General features: G+C 44.9%; 14 protein-coding genes. 9 read left to right on the top strand and 5 right to left on the bottom strand.

Annotated elements, in window-relative coordinates:
- Positions 1-57: 57 nt before the first annotated feature.
- On the bottom strand, positions 58-1,014 hold the full coding sequence (locus R7O03_RS11125) for an ATP-dependent dsDNA exonuclease (RefSeq protein ID WP_167415115.1): 957 nt from the start codon (positions 1,012-1,014) through the stop codon (positions 58-60).
- Entirely contained in the window at positions 1,011-2,339 is a 1,329-nt protein-coding gene (locus R7O03_RS11120) for a sphingomyelin phosphodiesterase (RefSeq protein WP_151514658.1), read from the bottom strand. Before R7O03_RS11120 ends, R7O03_RS11125 begins: the two co-directional genes overlap by 4 nt.
- 291 nt (positions 2,340-2,630) lie before the next feature.
- On the opposite strand from R7O03_RS11120, the gene R7O03_RS11115 reads away from it, so the two are divergent.
- On the top strand, positions 2,631-2,897 hold the full coding sequence (locus R7O03_RS11115) for a hypothetical protein (RefSeq protein WP_017634954.1): 267 nt from the start codon (positions 2,631-2,633) through the stop codon (positions 2,895-2,897).
- Between the two features lie 155 nt (positions 2,898-3,052).
- Positions 3,053-4,681, top strand: a complete 1,629-nt coding sequence (locus R7O03_RS11110; protein ID WP_054575122.1) for a methyl-accepting chemotaxis protein — start codon at positions 3,053-3,055, stop codon at positions 4,679-4,681.
- Positions 4,682-4,806: 125 nt separating this feature from the next.
- Here R7O03_RS11110 and miaE read toward each other — a convergent pair whose 3' ends face one another.
- Positions 4,807-5,577, bottom strand: coding sequence for a tRNA isopentenyl-2-thiomethyl-A-37 hydroxylase MiaE (miaE, locus tag R7O03_RS11105; RefSeq protein WP_005388968.1), 771 nt, complete (start codon positions 5,575-5,577; stop codon positions 4,807-4,809).
- A 97-nt stretch (positions 5,578-5,674) separates the two neighbouring features.
- Positions 5,675-6,439, bottom strand: coding sequence for a hypothetical protein (locus tag R7O03_RS11100; protein WP_005378247.1), 765 nt, complete (start codon positions 6,437-6,439; stop codon positions 5,675-5,677).
- 313 nt (positions 6,440-6,752) lie between these two features.
- Here R7O03_RS11100 and cysB point away from each other — a divergent pair, with 313 nt between their 5' ends.
- Both cysB and R7O03_RS11090 read left to right on the top strand, forming a co-directional pair.
- Positions 6,753-7,727: an HTH-type transcriptional regulator CysB gene (gene cysB / locus R7O03_RS11095; RefSeq protein WP_005388967.1), complete on the top strand. Its 975-nt coding sequence runs from the start codon at positions 6,753-6,755 to the stop codon at positions 7,725-7,727.
- Between the two features lie 53 nt (positions 7,728-7,780).
- Complete coding sequence (locus R7O03_RS11090) at positions 7,781-8,977, top strand: methyltransferase (RefSeq protein WP_318131708.1); 1,197 nt, start codon at positions 7,781-7,783, stop codon at positions 8,975-8,977.
- A 93-nt stretch (positions 8,978-9,070) separates the two neighbouring features.
- On the opposite strand, the gene ald is transcribed toward R7O03_RS11090, so the two are convergent.
- Positions 9,071-10,195: an alanine dehydrogenase gene (ald, locus tag R7O03_RS11085; protein WP_005378241.1), complete on the bottom strand. Its 1,125-nt coding sequence runs from the start codon at positions 10,193-10,195 to the stop codon at positions 9,071-9,073.
- Positions 10,196-10,351: 156 nt separating this feature from the next.
- On the opposite strand from ald, the gene lrp reads away from it, so the two are divergent.
- The 5 genes from lrp (at position 10,352) to serS (ending at position 17,489) form a co-directional block, all read left to right on the top strand.
- Positions 10,352-10,846, top strand: coding sequence for a leucine-responsive transcriptional regulator Lrp (gene lrp, locus R7O03_RS11080; protein WP_005378234.1), 495 nt, complete (start codon positions 10,352-10,354; stop codon positions 10,844-10,846).
- 152 nt (positions 10,847-10,998) lie between these two features.
- Positions 10,999-14,046, top strand: a complete 3,048-nt coding sequence (locus R7O03_RS11075; RefSeq protein WP_213970494.1) for a DNA translocase FtsK 4TM domain-containing protein — start codon at positions 10,999-11,001, stop codon at positions 14,044-14,046.
- 61 nt (positions 14,047-14,107) lie between these two features.
- Positions 14,108-14,734 (top strand): outer membrane lipoprotein chaperone LolA, encoded by a 627-nt coding sequence (gene lolA, locus R7O03_RS11070; RefSeq protein ID WP_005388103.1) that lies wholly within the window; start codon positions 14,108-14,110, stop codon positions 14,732-14,734.
- A complete protein-coding gene (locus R7O03_RS11065) occupies positions 14,735-16,090 on the top strand; it encodes a replication-associated recombination protein A (RefSeq protein WP_242531367.1) in 1,356 nt (451 codons plus the stop codon). It begins immediately after the preceding gene.
- 91 nt (positions 16,091-16,181) lie between these two features.
- Positions 16,182-17,489 (top strand): serine--tRNA ligase, encoded by a 1,308-nt coding sequence (gene serS, locus R7O03_RS11060; RefSeq protein ID WP_005378225.1) that lies wholly within the window; start codon positions 16,182-16,184, stop codon positions 17,487-17,489.
- Positions 17,490-17,616: the final 127 nt, after the last annotated feature.

Below are 17,616 nucleotides of genomic sequence, written 5' to 3'. Positions count from 1 at the left end.
CACGACGGCTGGTTAGCAACGTGCCTTTTTAAGTTCCCAGTCAGTCAAAGCGCATTGTTAAGAAGAAAAAAATTCACGACGAAAATCCGCGACTTCTTGTTGGTAATAGCTTTGCCATTCCGGTTCTGACAAATTTGAATGGCTAGAAGCTCTTTGCGTTCTTAGCTTGGACTCAAGTTGTTGTAATGCTTGTTGGTAATCTTTGACTTGTTTTTTTTGCTCTGTAATTTGCTGCTGACGAGCATGAATGTTTTTACTTTCTTCTTTCGTTAAGTAAGTTCGTTCAAGCTCTGCGATGATCGCCAAGCGATCTGGTAGGCTCATACTATTAGGAATCAGGGTGACCGCACGCTCATATTTTTCCTGGTCGCTTGTTAGCCCGATAGCATCTGCATGTTCTTGCCAGTCAATGGTGAGTTGTTCGAAAGTTCGCAAAAAGTTATCTGGGCTTTGAGTGTCCAGCTTTTGGGCTTCTAAGTTGAAATCGTACAGCGCGAACTCATCCGCGAAAACAACATCAGCCAATTCTCCCCAGATGCTTCTTGCTTCGCTCTTCAGCTGTGCAATACGCGACGCCAGTGATTGTTGCTTATCAAATAACAAATTTCCTACACTCTCTTGCCATTGGCTGCTGAGCTGAGGGTAGTTCGCCAAAAGCTGGAATCGAGCTGAAGATAAATGCGCCTCAAACAAGGCGACCTGCTCTTCACAACTACGGTTCAACATACACTCTTGCCAAAACGTCTCAAGTTCGGCGACAAGTTTCCTGCCTTTGAGTTGAGTTAATCGCTCAGTCGTTATTTGAACTGTGGAAGGGAGCTTAGCTGTTTGTGGTGAAGTATCCGTATCGGGCACGATGCTGCTTGTTTGTGGTGATGTACTGGAGACACTCTGATTTTTTGTCTTAGGGGAAGGAGAGGAAGCGAGCTCTTCTTTTTGAACATCGTGACTGAAAGTTAAAAATATCATGCCCGCCATAATGGCGGACATGATTATCAAAGCGATTTTCTTCATGGCTTGATTGTTGCGCTTACTGGGAAATGGTCAGAAAGGTTGTAGTGTTTCCATAAACTCTCTGCGGTTGTGCGCGGCACGTCTACACGGTTGTCATTGAATGATTTCACCCCGTATTCACTACTCACCATAACATAGTCAAGGTATTCCACGTTTTCGCCACCTGATAACGCTTCACCTGCGAAGTTATTGATACGGGGATCAAAGGTTGACTCCGTGTAACCAGAGTACTGAGGCTCTATGGCGCTTAAGTTAGCGATCATTTGTTGGTAGTCACCAGGGAACTTTCTTTTGTTTACGTTAAAGTCGCCGCTGTATACCACAGTTTCGCTCGAAGGAATGTCAAGAGATTGGGCGAGTGCGCGGATTTGTTTGAACTGGCGCTGACGATACTCACGGGCGGTGTCTGTATCGAAAGATGCGGTATGGGTAGCAAACACATGGTAAGCCTGACCTCCTTTAATTATTTCCGCATAATTTACGCCTTTATCGGCAAAGCAGTCTGTACCAGAGCAATCGGGAAAGACATATTGCGCTTCATTCACGATAGGGTAGCGACTAACTATGATTACGCCACCATCATGAATATTAACGCCTTCTTTATCTAACATCTTTGTTTGGTAAGGATATTCCTTGGCTAACTCACGTAAGAATGCTTCACGGCCGCTGGCAAACACCTCTTGCAGCGCCAAAACATCGTAACCTTTTACATGTTGAGGAATCAGTTCGTAACGATCTCCAATGTGCGATGCAATAGCCGTCAACGCCCAGATGTTATAAGTCATCAACTTAAGGTTTTGTTCTTCGCTGTCGACAGACTCCGCTACCTTGCTTGGCGTGATGGTGTAGTAAAGATCATCATATCGAGCGGTACTGTCTGACTTAAATGCCAGTTCGGTTTCTCTCGTACCAAAAGCGTTAGTGTTGGCACGATGAATGTTACGATCATCTTTGAGAGATAACTCGACATCGGCTGCGGATAAGCCGTATTCAATGGTCGAATTGTACCAATGGCCTTCCATTATTTGATTGAGTGTTATGCTTTCACCTTCGGGGCTAGAAACCACCGTTTCAAAACGGTAAGTTTGATTTGATTTCACGCCCTCCCAGCGGTTGAAGCTTAATACAGATTTAGTTTCCCACGGACCAAGTACCTGCACATGTTGTTGCCACTCTTCTCCGTATTGAAGCAAATCACTACCTTCATGTTTTACTTGAATAGTTAACGGTTGATCAGAGTTATTCGTTAGGTAAACGTCGGTATCTGCAATGCTGGGTAACGCTATCAAGCTACTTAATAAAAGGCTCCACTGCGAAAATTTCATCTTATTTTTCCATCATTTGAACTAGAGCAATCATTCTTGTTTATAAATGTTACTTGCACGTTAAATATGGATGACATCTAAGCCAGTGCTGAAAATTGTTATCAGAATGTGATCTTTATTCAATGGTGAGGGTGGAGGTATTGAGTGTGTGGCCGTTGAAGCGGTGGAAAATAATACCAACAGTCAACGAATTGCATTCACTGCAATCAAGCTGTCATCTTTGCTCTATAAGTTGTGCGGCGTCATTCATCTAGCCATATGGCTAGAACTCAAATTGATAGATGGAGCACCATGGCTAGAGCAGTAAATCCAACCGATGAAACCATCATTAAATTGTTACAAGAGCAAGGTTTGATTAGAAGTGAAGCAGAAGCGCGTTTAAAGAAAGAGGTGTACCGCTTGCAACCTAATGAGATAGCAAAAGTAAAAAATTATGCCCAGCATTTTGGGATAAATGCGAAAGAAAAGCTCATCGATGAGATCTTGGATCTGCGCCGAGAAGCGCTCATGAAAAGATGTAGACACAATACGGAGCATGCGAGCCTATCTCTAAAATAGCATGTGATAAAACTATCAATTACTGGTCAAGATTTGATCTCTCAAGCCGATGTATATAAGAGCGTTCAATGATATCGAGCGCAAAAAACAGTGTGTTTTAGAGGTTAAGCTTTCACTTAAGTGAGAGGTTTGGAAAGGCTGCGGGGAGAAAGTGCATGCGTATTAAAGACTTAAGTGTCGTAAAGAAAATATCGGTTAGTTATTTAACCGTTTTTGCCGTGTTTGGTTTAGTGTCAGTAATGTTGGTGCAAGGTTTGTTAACACTGAATAAAGACATTTCAGTGTTAACAGATAAAAGTTTACCTTCTGTTGCGATTTTGAAAGGTATCCAAGTTGATATTACTAAAGTGCGTAAAGATGAGTTCTCTTTATTGCCAAACGCAAATCACCCCAAAATTGGTGAGTGGTTAAAAGGCCTCGACCAATGGCGTTCTGATGTGCAGGCTGGTATTGCAGAATACGAAAAGCTCGACCTTAATAAGCGTGAAACGCAGTCCTTTAGCGTTTTTAAAGAAACTTGGAATCAATACATCAAAGAAACGAAGACTTACAACGTATTGCTAAGCCAAGGCGATGCTGAAAGTGCAAATGATGTAATTTTATCAAGTTTCGATACCTACTCAAAAGCGTTGAGCAGCTTGGATGATACCCTCGCGTTGAACGATGAGTTGGTGAGTTTGATTGGTGAAGAAGTACAAAGTGAAGCGGCATTTACACAATACAGCGCTGCTGTTGGTGCGCTTGTCGTCGCATTGGTCATGGTAATGTCTGCCATGCTGCTTTCTCGAGTCATCTGCGGGCCTGTTGATCGAGCATTGGAATTCGCTTCCAAAATCGCCAAGGGTCAATTGAATAATCAAATCGACGAAAGCGAATTGAGCAAAGACGAGTTAGGAACGCTGCTCAAAGAGCTTGTCGGTATGCAAACAAACTTACATTCGTTGGTTTCTGAGATTAATGACTCAACGATTCAGCTAACGGCAGCAGTAGAGGAAGTGAGTGCTATTTCTTCTCAGACCGCCTCTGGTATGCAAAATCAACAAATTGAACTTAGCTCGGTGGCTTCTGCGATGACAGAAATGCAAGCTGCTGTAAGTGAAGTGGCACAAAATACCGAAGTTGGCGCAACCTCTGCTTATTCGGCTGCGGAAGTGGCAAAGCAAGGAACGGCGACGTTACAACAAACTATCGCAGTAATTGAGCGTGTATCACATACGATCCAAGAATCAGATGAACTGGCACGTGAGCTTGAATCGAGCTCAAACAATATCAATGTGGTCGTCGATGTGATCCGCGGGATTGCCGAGCAAACAAACTTGTTAGCACTGAACGCCGCAATTGAAGCCGCTCGGGCTGGTGAACAAGGACGTGGGTTTGCTGTTGTGGCAGATGAGGTTCGTTCTCTGGCGCAACGCACTCAAGACTCCACTTCACAAATTGTGGAAATTGTTAATCAGCTACAAGAGAGCAGCAGTAAAATAGGGCATTCAAGCCGTGATTGTCAGGAGGGTATTTCTCAGTGTGTTGAGCAAGTTAATGATGCTGATAGCCAGATAAAAGAAATTGAACATTCTGTCGATAACATAGCGCAAATGAGCACACAAATCGCAACGGCGTGCAGTGAGCAGAATTCTGTATCCGAAGAGCTGAATCGCAGTGTGGAGCATATTAATAGTGCTTCAACAGAGATGGCTGAGGGAGCTTCACAAACGGCTGTGGCTTGTCAGCAGATTAGTAGCCTAGCGCACAACTTGAAAACTCGAATGGGTTCATTCCAGCTCTAGTTGTTGTGTTTCAGCTTTATTCCTAACCTCATTGCTACAATAAATAAGCCGGACGAAATGTCCGGCTTATTTATTCTCTGTCTATATAAGTTCAGAGTATGCTCAACCTTGGGAGAATATGCTCGCTAGGCTGGAATACCACTGTGAAACTTAAAATCTGTATCTGGCGTAGAAATTAAATCTGCCTCTATACGTCCAAAGTAGGCGATGCGCTCGCTGATATCTTTGCCTGCGATTTGCTCCGCTAATACAAGATAATCCTGGTAATGGCGTGCTTCTGAACGTAATAAAGAAATGTAGAACTTTGCGATATCGTCATCCATATGTGGTGCTAGTTTGGCAAAACGCTCACAAGATCGGGCTTCGATGTACGCACCAATGATGAGTTTATCGATCAGCGTTTCCGGCTCATGAGTCTTCATATGCGAAATCAGTCCTTTAGCATAGCGACTTGCTGGAATATTTTTATACTCAATTCCACGACTTTCCATGATCTCTAAAACTTGATAAAAGTGGTGTAACTCCTCTTTTATCAAAAGCACCATCTTATCGATCAAATCTTGGCTGTATGGTGAGTCGGACTTAGCCATGATTGACTTAGAAATATTGCTCTTGCCTTTTAAAGTTTCCAATGAGCCTACGTTACGGTAAGCAAAATCTTCGTAGGGCTTAAACCAGTCAAGTAGAGCATGTGAACTGGATTGGTCAACGGCATACTTACGAATTAAAAACATGGCAGATTGGCCAGCTTTTAGTTCGCACAGTAGGTGGTCTAACAAAATGGTTTGAAGGTTCTCTGGTTTCTTTGCTTCCTCTACCCATTCATCAGGTGTACTGCATTGCAGAAATTGGTTAATGGGAGCAAGAAGATCTTGATAGGCGTCTAGATTCATCATTTTAGTTTTAGTACTTCACATTTTTATTGGGCATATCCGTTGTCTTGCGGATAGAAAAAAGGCTGCAATTGCAGCCTTTCTTGACCTGAAGTGAATGTTACCACTTTTTCTTCTCGCCGAAGAGTGCTTCCATGTCATTGTCACGCTCTTTGTCAGCAATCTGCTGCATTTCGGCATCGCTTTTATCTTGGCGCTTTTTATCTAAGTCACCCAACATCTCTTCAAGCTTTTGTTTCGCTTGAATAGAATAAGGATCGCTCTTAGTGCTCAAAGCATCGATACCTTTACGCAGCAGTTGAAGCGCGGTGCCTGGTTGGCCACGAGCGATAGAGTCGTTTGCTCTTTTGATGACATTTTCAATGTTGATGCGAATTTGCATCGTTTCCAAGCGCGCATTTTCGGTGACGTAAGTCTGGGTATCCAATCGGCCTTTGTTGTGCTCGTTACGGATAGTGTCGCGAAGTCGTTTAACCAGCTTAAGCATGACGATAGCTTGTTTATCACTACTCGGCATCTTGAAAGTGGTACTCTCGCCAGTAGGACCATTCTCTTTTAGCTGCGTAATCTGCTGCTTCATATTTTCGATACGTTGAGCAAGTTGCTTGTTCTTCGGGTCTAGCTCATGCATGCTCTCTAGCGCGTCAAGAATACGATTGTTTAGACACAGCAACAGCTCTTTACTAAAAGGGATATGGTGCGCATGACCAATCAACTCTTCAGTACCATCTATCAAGGCTACATATCGCGCTGATTCCTGCCTTTTTGCGGTTTCAACTTTAACCTTATATTGCAACATAATGTTATAGCCTAGGATTAACACCAGTAGGATGGCTACCAAAGCGATTATTAAACCAATATTCATATCTTTGCGTCTGCTTTACTTTTCTGCGGCTAGCGTTAAAGAATACATGAATCTTATCTTACTCGGCACCTTATTTGTTTGATTATTTTGTCTCTCCCACGTTTTAGTTACTGATAGAAGTCACATCATAGAACTTCGGTCATTTATTGGCTCAACTTTGTGCATATTGTTTCTTGCTTGAAGATTATTAGTATGTGATTGAGGTATAAGTTAGAAATTGCTGTTCATTTCGATTTGAACGCGTTATAACTAATTATTATATCGCTCGCTTGAGTGGCCAATAAACTCTCTCATGAATAAGTAAGGGGTTACGATGAAACTGCAGCAGCTGAAGTATATTGTTGAGGTTGTAAACCATAATCTGAATGTATCTGCAACGGCGGAAAGCTTATATACCTCTCAGCCAGGTATCAGTAAACAGGTTCGGTTGCTGGAAGACGAGTTAGGCATTCAGATTTTTGAACGTAGCGGTAAGCACTTAACGCAAGTGACGCCAGCTGGAGAAGAAATTGTACGTATCTCTCAAGAAATTCTCGCTCGTGTAGAAAGTATCAAAGCGGTGGCTGGAGAGCACACCCATCCAGAAATGGGGACGCTGAATATCACTACGACACATACGCAGGCTCGTTATGCACTGCCAGATGTCATCAAAGGTTTTACTTCTCGTTATCCAAAAGTGTCGTTACACATGCACCAAGGTACACCGTCACAAATGTCTGAGGCGATAGCTAAAGGCACAGCGAATTTTGCGATTGCGACAGAAGCGCTTCACTTATATCAAGATGCCATCATGCTGCCTTGTTATCACTGGAATCGTTCAATAGTTGTGCCTAAAGACCACCCACTAGCGAAGAAAGACAAAGTAACGATCAGTGATCTTGCCGCTTACCCATTAGTCACTTACGTGTTCGGTTTTACTGGCCGTTCAGAGCTGGATACAGCATTCAACCGCGAAGGTTTAACCCCGCGAGTGGTGTTCACTGCAACTGATGCAGATGTCATTAAAACTTACGTTCGTATGGGTATTGGTGTGGGTGTGATTGCAAGCATGGCTGTGGATGAAGAGCAGGACGGTGACTTGGTTGCAATAGATGCGAGCCATTTGTTTGGCGCGAGCACCACGAGCATCGGCTTCCGCCGTGGTACATTCTTACGCTCTTACATGTTCGATTTTATGGAACGTTTTGCACCGCACTTAACGCGTCCAGTGGTTGAGCAGGCGATTTCGTTGAAGTCTAATGCAGAAATCGAAGAGATGTTTAAAGACATCGAGCTTCCGGTGAGATAACACTTCATTGATGTTTCGATTCCCTCTACAATGCGCTCGTTGTAGGGGGAGCTATGAAAACGCAATTTCAATTTATTAATGACTGCTTAATCGAAAACCAATCTTTGTGGCGATTCGAGCCTTTTAAAAGCAGCATTCACACATCATTACCTTGGCAGGAGCAACATCCTCGACTGTGCCAATGGCTAGCGTCTCTTACTCCCTCTCAAATTGAAGAATACAAAGCAGCACCAGAACTCGCGTTAAAAGCACTTAGTCCGTTTTTGCCTGAGCTTGAAGAACTCGCAGAACTGACTCATTTAGAGCTTTTGTCGTTAAACGGCTTGGAACTCGCTCGTGGTTTAGATAACGGTATTCCGGGACGTAAGTTGGAGCAAATTAGCTCGATGGGTGAAGCTGCAATTCAACAACACTGTGGCGAAGAATGGCTAGAATGGTGCTCAGGTAAAGGTTACTTGGGGCGAATCCTGACCGCGCAAACCGATCAGCCTGTAACCAGCTTTGAATACCAACAAGCACTGTGCGATTCGGGACAACAAGCAGCCAATGAACATCATTGGAAGATGACGTTTATTCAAGGCGACGCGTTTGATAGCAAAGCGAAAGCCGTGTTTAAGCCAACGCAACACGCAGTAGCACTGCATGCATGCGGTGACCTTCACGTTCGTCTAATGCAGTACGGCAGTGAAAATGGGATTGCTGCGATGACTATATCACCTTGTTGTTACCACTTGATTCAGTCGGAACAATACCAGCCGATGTCGGAATCGGGCAGGGCTTCTTCTCTCTCATTGTCTAAGCAAGAACTGCGTATCCCATTACAACAAACGGTGACGGGAGGAGAGCGCGTGCGTCGTCATCGTCAGCAGGAAATGATGTTTCGTCTTGGGTTTGATTTGATCACGCGACAAGCTTTGGGAATGGCAGAGTATCAGCCTGTGCCGAGTATCCGTAAGTCGCAATTAAGTGATGGTTTTGAATCGTTCTGTCGCTGGGCAGCGGAGCAAAAAGGCATTGTTCTTCCTCAAGAAATCGATTTCTCTCATTTTGAAAAGTTAAGCGAACAACGCTTCTGGCAAATGGAGAGAATGAGCTTAGTGCAACTTGTTTTTCAACGTCCGTTGGAGATCTGGCTCGCATTAGATAAAGTGCTTTATCTTGAAGAACGTGGTTACCGTGTTAGATTGTCAGAGTTTTGCCCTAAATCGGTCACGCCTAGAAATATTTTAATTTGTGCATATAAGATTTAGTTATTCTTTATAGCCAAACGCTCTATATGAAAAAGCCCACTTATGCGTGGGCTTTTGTAAACAAAACGTGACAAGTTATGTTTTATTTTGTCATTAATTAAACATAGCGATAGCTTGAGTTGGTTCAACATATTCCAAGTCAAAGCTTTCTGCTACTTCTTTACACGTTACTTTTCCGTGAATAACGTTTAGACCTTCAAGGAAGCCTTTGTCTTCTAGAAGTGCTTCACGGTAGCCTTTATTTGCTAACTTCACGATGTATGGAAGCGTAGCGTTGTTGAGTGCAAATGTTGAAGTGCGAGCAACTGCGCCAGGCATATTTGCTACACAGTAGTGAACCACTTCATCAACGATGTAAGTTGGATCTGCGTGAGTTGTCGCGTGTGAAGTTTCGAAACAACCGCCTTGGTCAATTGCCACGTCAACCACTGCTGCACCAGGCTTCATCTTAGCAATGTGCTCTTTAGTGACCAGTTTAGGTGCTGCTGCGCCAGGAATTAGAACGGCACCGATAACAAGGTCCGCTTCTAGAACATGCTTCTCGATAGCGTCTTCAGTAGAATAAACCACTTTTGCGCGACCTTGGAATTCTTCGTCAAGCTTACGAAGTGTGTCTACGTTACGGTCTAGAATAGTGACGTCAGCGCGAAGGCCAACCGCCATACGCGCAGCGTTTGCACCAACAACGCCACCACCAACGATAACGACTTTTGCAGGTTCAACACCAGGTACGCCGCCTAGGAGCAGGCCACGACCGCCGTGCGATTTTTCCAACGTTTGCGCACCAGCTTGGATAGACATCCGACCTGCCACTTCTGACATTGGTGCTAACAGTGGCAAACGACCCATATTATCTGTTACAGTCTCATAGGCTATACAGACAGCTTTGCTCTTGATTAGCTCATCAGTTTGTGGAAAATCTGGTGCTAGGTGTAAATAAGTAAATAAAATTTGCCCTTCGCGGAGCATTGCTCTCTCTACAGCTTGGGGTTCTTTTACTTTTACAATCATGTCTGCTTGCGCAAATACGTCAGCAGCATGAGGGAGAATGGATGCGCCGACAGCGATGTAATCATCGTCTGAAAAACCAATGCCGGCACCTGCATTGGTCTCAACTAAAACTTGGTGACCATGTGAGATGAGTTCTCTCACGCTAGCTGGGATCATACCAACACGATATTCGTGATTCTTGATTTCCTTAGGTACGCCAATGATCATCCTGTATCCTCTTTCTATAATGGTTGTATTAACTGTTAGTAGGGTGTTATTGTCGAATTAATAACTAGTATAGTTATAGATTTGTAAAATTTGGCACCAAATATTAAAAAGTTGTAGTATATTTTTTTGCAAGGAAGTAATAAGGTGGAATAAAAAATGGCAGACAACTATAAAAAGCCGTCCAAGGAACTAGACCGTATCGACCGCAACATTCTTAATGAGCTGCAGAAAGACGGTCGTATTTCAAACGTTGAGCTTTCAAAACGTGTGGGACTTTCTCCAACGCCATGTTTGGAGCGTGTACGTCGCTTAGAGCGTCAGGGTTATATCACAGGGTATACTGCATTATTGAATCCGCAGTTCCTGGATGCATCACTATTAGTATTCGTTGAGATTACGCTAAACCGTGGTGCGCCGGATGTGTTTGAGCAGTTTAACTCAGCTGTTCAAAAGCTAGACGACATACAAGAGTGTCATCTTGTTTCAGGTGACTTTGACTATCTTCTTAAAACCCGTGTATCAGATATGGGTGCTTACCGCCGACTATTGGGCGATACGTTACTACGTCTACCTGGCGTAAATGACACTCGCACATACGTTGTTATGGAAGAAGTGAAACAATCTAACCAGCTTGTGATCAAAACTCGTTAATTTCTTGCAAAGAAAGCGGTATATGCTTCCGCTTTCGCCAGAGAGTAATTGGGTTTTTCTCCTTGATATGGTTAAATCAATTTACCGAGCGGCTTGATGCCGCTCGGAATGTTTTGCAATTTCCTATTTCATTTCCATATTCAAGTTGATTTATGTTCAAAGAGAACGCAAAGAAAGTCGAAACCATTATCAAAACCAGTGAAGAGCCCCAGTCTTCACGCTTAAATGGCTTCCAACGCTTAAAAGAGTGCTGCTTTATCGTTGGCGTTCTTAGCTCGGTATTGCTTGCGGTTGCACTATTTACCTTCAGTCCGGCCGATCCTTCTTGGTCCCAAACCGCATGGGGAGGGGATATCGATAATGCTGGTGGCCTTTTCGGCGCTTGGCTAGCCGATACTCTATTCTTCACATTTGGCTCTCTCGCTTACCCAATCCCTTTCTTGCTAGCGGCGGCTGCATGGGTGATTTGCCGTAAACGAGGAGAAGATGAGCCCATTGATTTCATGCTATGGGGTACAAGGCTGCTCGGTCTGGTCGTCCTTATTATGACCAGTTGCGGTCTTGCCGATATTAATTTTGATGACATTTGGTATTTTTCATCCGGAGGTGTGGTCGGGGATGTGTTGTCTAGTCTCGCTTTACCTACATTGAATGTACTCGGTACCACATTGGTATTGCTGTTCTTGTGGGGAGCGGGCTTTACGCTCTTCACTGGCATCTCATGGCTTAACATCGTGGAATGGCTTGGTGATCGTGCGTTAGCACTAATTGCCGCGCTTGCAAATAAGGCAAGAGGTTCAGAGCAGGAAGTTTTAGAACCTCAGCTTGATGAGTTTGTAGAAGACAAAGTCTCTACGCCTAAACACAATGTAGACCATGAAATTGATGATGAGCCGCTTCCTCATTTAACGGCGTACGATGTCGATGAACCGAAAGAGCCGGCGCCAGCGCATGAGTATCCTATTTATATGCCGCAAGCGAAACCTGATAAGCCTGCGGAACAGGCGATGGTAGAACCGACGCCACCACAACGCAAGGCTACGGTTAATGCTGCGCCAGTTTATTCTGAACCTGAGCCTCAAATACAACCTATCCATACGGTTAACACTGATAACGTTGATCCGCTCTTGGAACGCACCAAGCAACTGAATGTTACGATAGAAGAGCTTGAAGCAGCGGCGCAACAAGCAGATGACTGGGGAACTGAAGAGCAGGCAGCCCCATCATTTGCAGACACTTACTCTTCCTATGTAGAGCAACATACAGCTACAGAAGAACCGATCAGTGTTGAACCAGATTATGCGCAGTACGAACAATTTGAAGCAGAGCAAGTACAGCAGCCAAGTATTGAGCATCCTGTACATGAAGAGCCTGCAATTGATTCTGCTGTATTAGATAGCATCACGGCGCAAACAGAGTCGAGCCAACATATTGAGCCTACGATCTCTGACTTTGATGTGTTAGGTGATGAAGATGAAGTGGAGTCTCAGCCTGCGCAGCAAGTACAGCCAACAACGCCTCATCAGCAAGCAGCAACACCTTCAACAACATTTGAACCTGCTCCTCAAAAAGTGGAAGTAGAAGAGGTCCAAGACAACGACCAAGACGTTACCGCATTCCAAGATATGGTTTCCAATGCACAAGCCAAAGTCGCTGCAACACAGAACCCATTTTTGGTACAGAAAGAAGAAAACTTGCCAGTTCCGGAAGAGCCACTCCCAACGCTCGAGTTGCTTTATCATCCAGAAAAACGTGAAAACTTTATCGACCGTGATGCGCTAGAGCAGGTCGCTCGATTGGTAGAGAGCAAACTCGCTGACTACAAAATCAAAGCCGATGTGGTTGGTATTTATCCTGGTCCAGTGATCACTCGTTTTGAGCTTGATTTGGCGCCGGGGGTGAAAGTAAGTCGTATTTCTGGTCTTTCAACTGACTTAGCGCGTGCATTGTCTGCGATGGCGGTACGTGTTGTGGAAGTAATCCCTGGCAAGCCTTACATCGGTTTGGAACTGCCAAATATGAGTCGTCAGACGGTCTATTTATCTGATGTCATCAGTAGCCCTCAGTTTGAGCAAGCAACGTCACCAACAACGGTTGTGTTAGGTCAAGACATTGCGGGCGAAGCTGTGGTGGCAGATCTTGCGAAGATGCCTCACGTGTTAGTAGCAGGTACAACAGGTTCTGGTAAGTCGGTGGGTGTGAACGTGATGATTTTGAGCATGCTGTATAAAGCAGGTCCAGAAGATGTACGCTTCATCATGATTGACCCGAAAATGCTAGAGCTTTCTATTTATGAAGGTATCCCTCATCTTCTTTCTGAAGTTGTGACTGATATGAAAGACGCATCAAACGCTCTACGTTGGTGTGTGGGCGAGATGGAACGTCGTTACAAATTGATGTCGGCATTAGGTGTACGTAATGTGAAGGGCTTCAACGAAAAATTGAAGATGGCAGCAGAAGCGGGCCACCCAATCCATGACCCGTTCTGGCAGGAAGGCGACAGCATGGATACTGAACCGCCATTGCTAGAAAAGCTGCCTTACATCGTCGTTGTTGTTGACGAATTTGCTGACCTGATGATGGTGGTAGGTAAGAAAGTTGAAGAACTGATTGCTCGCTTGGCGCAAAAAGCGCGTGCGGCAGGTATTCACTTAATTCTTGCGACTCAGCGTCCATCGGTTGACGTTATTACCGGTCTAATTAAAGCGAACATTCCAACTCGTGTTGCGTTTACGGTATCGACTAAAACGGACTCTCGTACAATCCTAGATCAAGGCGGCGCAGAATCACTACTTGGTATGGGTGATATGTTGTATCTACCGCCGGGATCAAGTCATACAACTCGTGTTCACGGTGCATTTGCATCAGATGATGATGTTCATGCTGTTGTAAACAACTGGAAAGCGCGTGGTAAACCGAACTACATTGAAGAGATCATCAGTGGAGATCAAACTCCAGAAAGTCTATTGCCAGGTGAGCAAATGGAAGCGGATGAAGATGTAGACCCGCTCTTCGATCAAGTTGTTGAGCACGTGGTTCAATCACGTCGAGGTTCGGTTTCCGGTGTTCAGCGCCGATTTAAGATAGGTTACAACCGTGCCGCCCGTATTGTAGAGCAGCTTGAAGCGCAGGGCATCGTAAGTGCTCCGGGTCATAACGGTAACCGTGAAGTACTGGCACCTGCGCCACCAAAAGATTAATGAACTTGTGTTACTCACCTCAGTCCAACTGAGGTGAGTGGTTCTAATAATAGGTATCTGAATGAAAAAACTATTTTCAGCGAAACTTTTCTCCGCGCTTGTTTTAAGCTTTTCCCTCTTCTCTACTGCACACGCAGCATCTCCTAAAGATGAATTAAACAAACGCCTTTCTATGAATGATGGCTTTAGTGCAGATTTCTCTCAGCAGGTTATCAGCCCTGAAGGCGAAACGGTTATGGAAGGAGAAGGTACGGTTGAAATTGCCCGCCCAAGCCTGTTCCGTTGGAGTACAACATTTCCTGATGAGAACCTACTGGTCTCTGACGGTAAGACATTGTGGTACTACAGTCCATTCATCGAGCAAGTGAGTATCTACTGGCAAGAGCAAGCAACAGAGCAAACGCCATTTGTTTTGCTAACGCGTAACCGAGCAAGTGATTGGAATAACTACAAAATATCTCAAAAAGGTGACCAGTTCACTCTCATTCCTACCGCAGTAGACTCCACACAAGGTCAATTCCAGATTAATATTGATGCCAAAGGTGTCGTGAAAGGCTTCAACGTGGTTGAGCAAGACGGTCAAAAAGGTTTGTTCACCTTTAACAACGTGAAGCTGGGTAAACCAAAAGCAGACAGATTCACATTCACAATTCCAAAAGGTGTGGAAGTGGATGACCAAAGGAATTAATTGGTAGTGAGTAATTACACATTAGATTTCTCGGGGGACGAAGATTTTCGTCCCCTTGCTGCTCGTATGAGACCGGAAACGATCGAGCAATATATTGGACAGCAGCACATTTTAGGCCCTGGTAAGCCACTGCGCCGTGCGCTAGAGGCGGGTCACATTCACTCTATGATCCTTTGGGGACCACCAGGCACAGGCAAAACGACATTAGCGGAAGTGGCTGCAAACTACGCCAATGCTGAAGTAGAGCGTGTGTCTGCCGTAACGTCTGGTGTGAAAGAAATCCGTGCTGCAATCGAGAAAGCACGTGAGAACAAAATGGCGGGCCGCCGCACCATCTTATTTGTGGATGAGGTGCATCGCTTCAACAAATCTCAACAAGACGCTTTTTTGCCGCATATCGAAGATGGCACGGTTACCTTTATTGGTGCGACGACAGAAAACCCATCGTTTGAGTTAAACAACGCATTGCTGTCACGTGCACGTGTCTACAAGCTAACGTCTCTCGATAAAGATGAAATCTCACTGGCGCTGAATCAAGCGATCAGTGACAAAGAGCGTGGCTTGGGCAATACACCCGCACACTTCGCTGATAACGTATTAGACCGCCTAGCAGAACTGGTAAACGGTGATGCTCGCATGTCTCTCAATTATCTTGAGCTGCTCTACGACATGGCAGAAGACAATGCGCAAGGTGAAAAAGAGATCACGCTTAAGTTGCTTGCGGAAGTAGCAGGGGAGAAAGTCTCTCGCTTTGATAACAAAGGTGATATCTGGTACGACTTAATCTCTGCGGTCCACAAATCCATTCGTGGTTCAAACCCGGATGCGGCGCTTTACTGGGCTGCACGTATGATTGCAGCGGGATGTGATCCTCTTTACATTGCCCGTCGATTACTTGCGATAGCATCGGAAGATGTCGGCAATGCGGACCCTAGAGCCATGCAAGTGGCACTCTCCGCGTGGGACTGTTTTACGCGCGTTGGTCCAGCAGAAGGTGAACGTGCGATTGCACAGGCGATCGTGTACTTAGCGTGTGCGCCAAAAAGTAATGCGGTATACGTGGCGTGGAAACAAGCGCTCACGGACGCTCATAACTTACCTGAATATGAAGTGCCGCATCACCTTCGAAATGCACCAACCAGTTTGATGAAAGACATGGGTTACGGTGCAGATTATCGTTATGCTCACGATGAGCCTGGCGCTTACGCTGCGGGTGAGCAATATTTGCCACCTGAAATGGGCGATCGTAGGTACTATCAGCCTACAAATCGTGGTCTAGAGACCAAAATCGGCGAAAAGTTAGATTACTTGGCTACTTTAGACGCAAATAGCCCACAAAAGCGCTATGAAAAGTAGGCGTTTTTGGATACATTTGTGCAGTAAATTTTTTTAACGCGTACGCTTGGAAAGTGCGCGTGATTTCACAACAAAAAGCATAGGATTAACAATGCTGGATTCTAAATTACTTCGTACAGAGCTGGATGAAACAGCTGCTAAACTGGCGCGTCGTGGCTTTAAGCTAGACGTAGATACTATTCGTAAACTTGAAGAACAACGTAAGTCCATTCAAGTAGAAGTAGAAAATTTACAATCCACGCGTAACTCCATCTCCAAGCAAATCGGCCAAAAAATGGCGGCTGGCGACAAAGAAGGCGCAGAAGAGATCAAGAAACAAATCGGTACGCTAGGTAGCGATCTTGATGCGAAGAAAGTTGAACTTGAGCAAGTAATGGCTCAACTAGACGAATTCACGCTTTCTGTACCAAACATCCCAGCAGACGAAGTGCCAGATGGCAAAGATGAAAACGACAACGTTGAAATCTCTCGTTGGGGTGAGCCAAAGTCTTACGACTTCGAACTGAAAGATCACGTTGACCTAGGCGAAATGGGCGACGGTCTAGACTTCGCAAGTGCAGTTAAGATCACTGGCGCACGTTTCATCGTGATGAAAGGCCAATTCGCTCGTCTACACCGTGCAATCGCTCAGTTTATGCTAGATCTTCACACTGAAGAGCACGGCTACACAGAAATGTACGTACCTTACCTAGTAAACTCTGACAGCCTATTCGGTACTGGTCAGCTTCCTAAGTTCGGTAAAGACCTTTTCCACACAGAGCCTCTAGCGGAAAAAGTAAACGACGAAGAGCCACGTAAATTGTCTCTAATCCCTACTGCAGAAGTACCTGTAACGAACCTAGTTCGTGACACGATTTCTGACGAAGCGGATCTACCAATTAAGATGACAGCTCACACGCCATGTTTCCGTTCAGAAGCAGGTTCTTACGGTCGTGATACTCGTGGTCTGATTCGTATGCACCAGTTCGACAAAGTTGAACTAGTACAAATCACTAAGCCAGAAGATTCAATGAACGCACTAGAAGAGCTAACAGGTCACGCTGAGAAAGTTCTACAACTTCTAGAGCTTCCTTACCGTAAAGTGGTTCTATGTACAGGTGACATGGGCTTCGGCGCTCGTAAGACTTACGACCTAGAAGTGTGGGTTCCTGCCCAAGAAACTTACCGTGAAATCTCCTCATGTTCTAACATGTGGGATTTCCAAGCTCGTCGTATGCAAGCGCGTTTCCGTCGTAAAGGCGAGAAGAAACCTGAGCTTGTACACACGCTAAACGGTTCTGGTCTTGCTGTAGGTCGTACAATGGTTGCTATCCTAGAAAACAACCAAGAAGCAGACGGCCGCATTGCAATCCCTACAGTACTTCAGAAGTACATGGCAGGCGCAACGCACATCGGTTAATTCATTAACCACTAGAACACCAAAACCCAGCCTTAGTGCTGGGTTTTTTGTTTTCAGCCCTAAACCACCTACTTCAGTAGGTGGTTATCATCCGTTTCGGCTTTGCCTGTAAAACTACTCATGCTAA

The organism is Vibrio sp. Vb2960 (genome assembly GCF_033337665.1).
GTDB classification, from domain to species: Bacteria; Pseudomonadota; Gammaproteobacteria; order Enterobacterales; family Vibrionaceae; genus Vibrio; species Vibrio alginolyticus.
The sequence above is the reverse complement of the archived record's forward strand: the minus strand, read 5'-3'. Positions and strand labels throughout refer to the sequence as shown.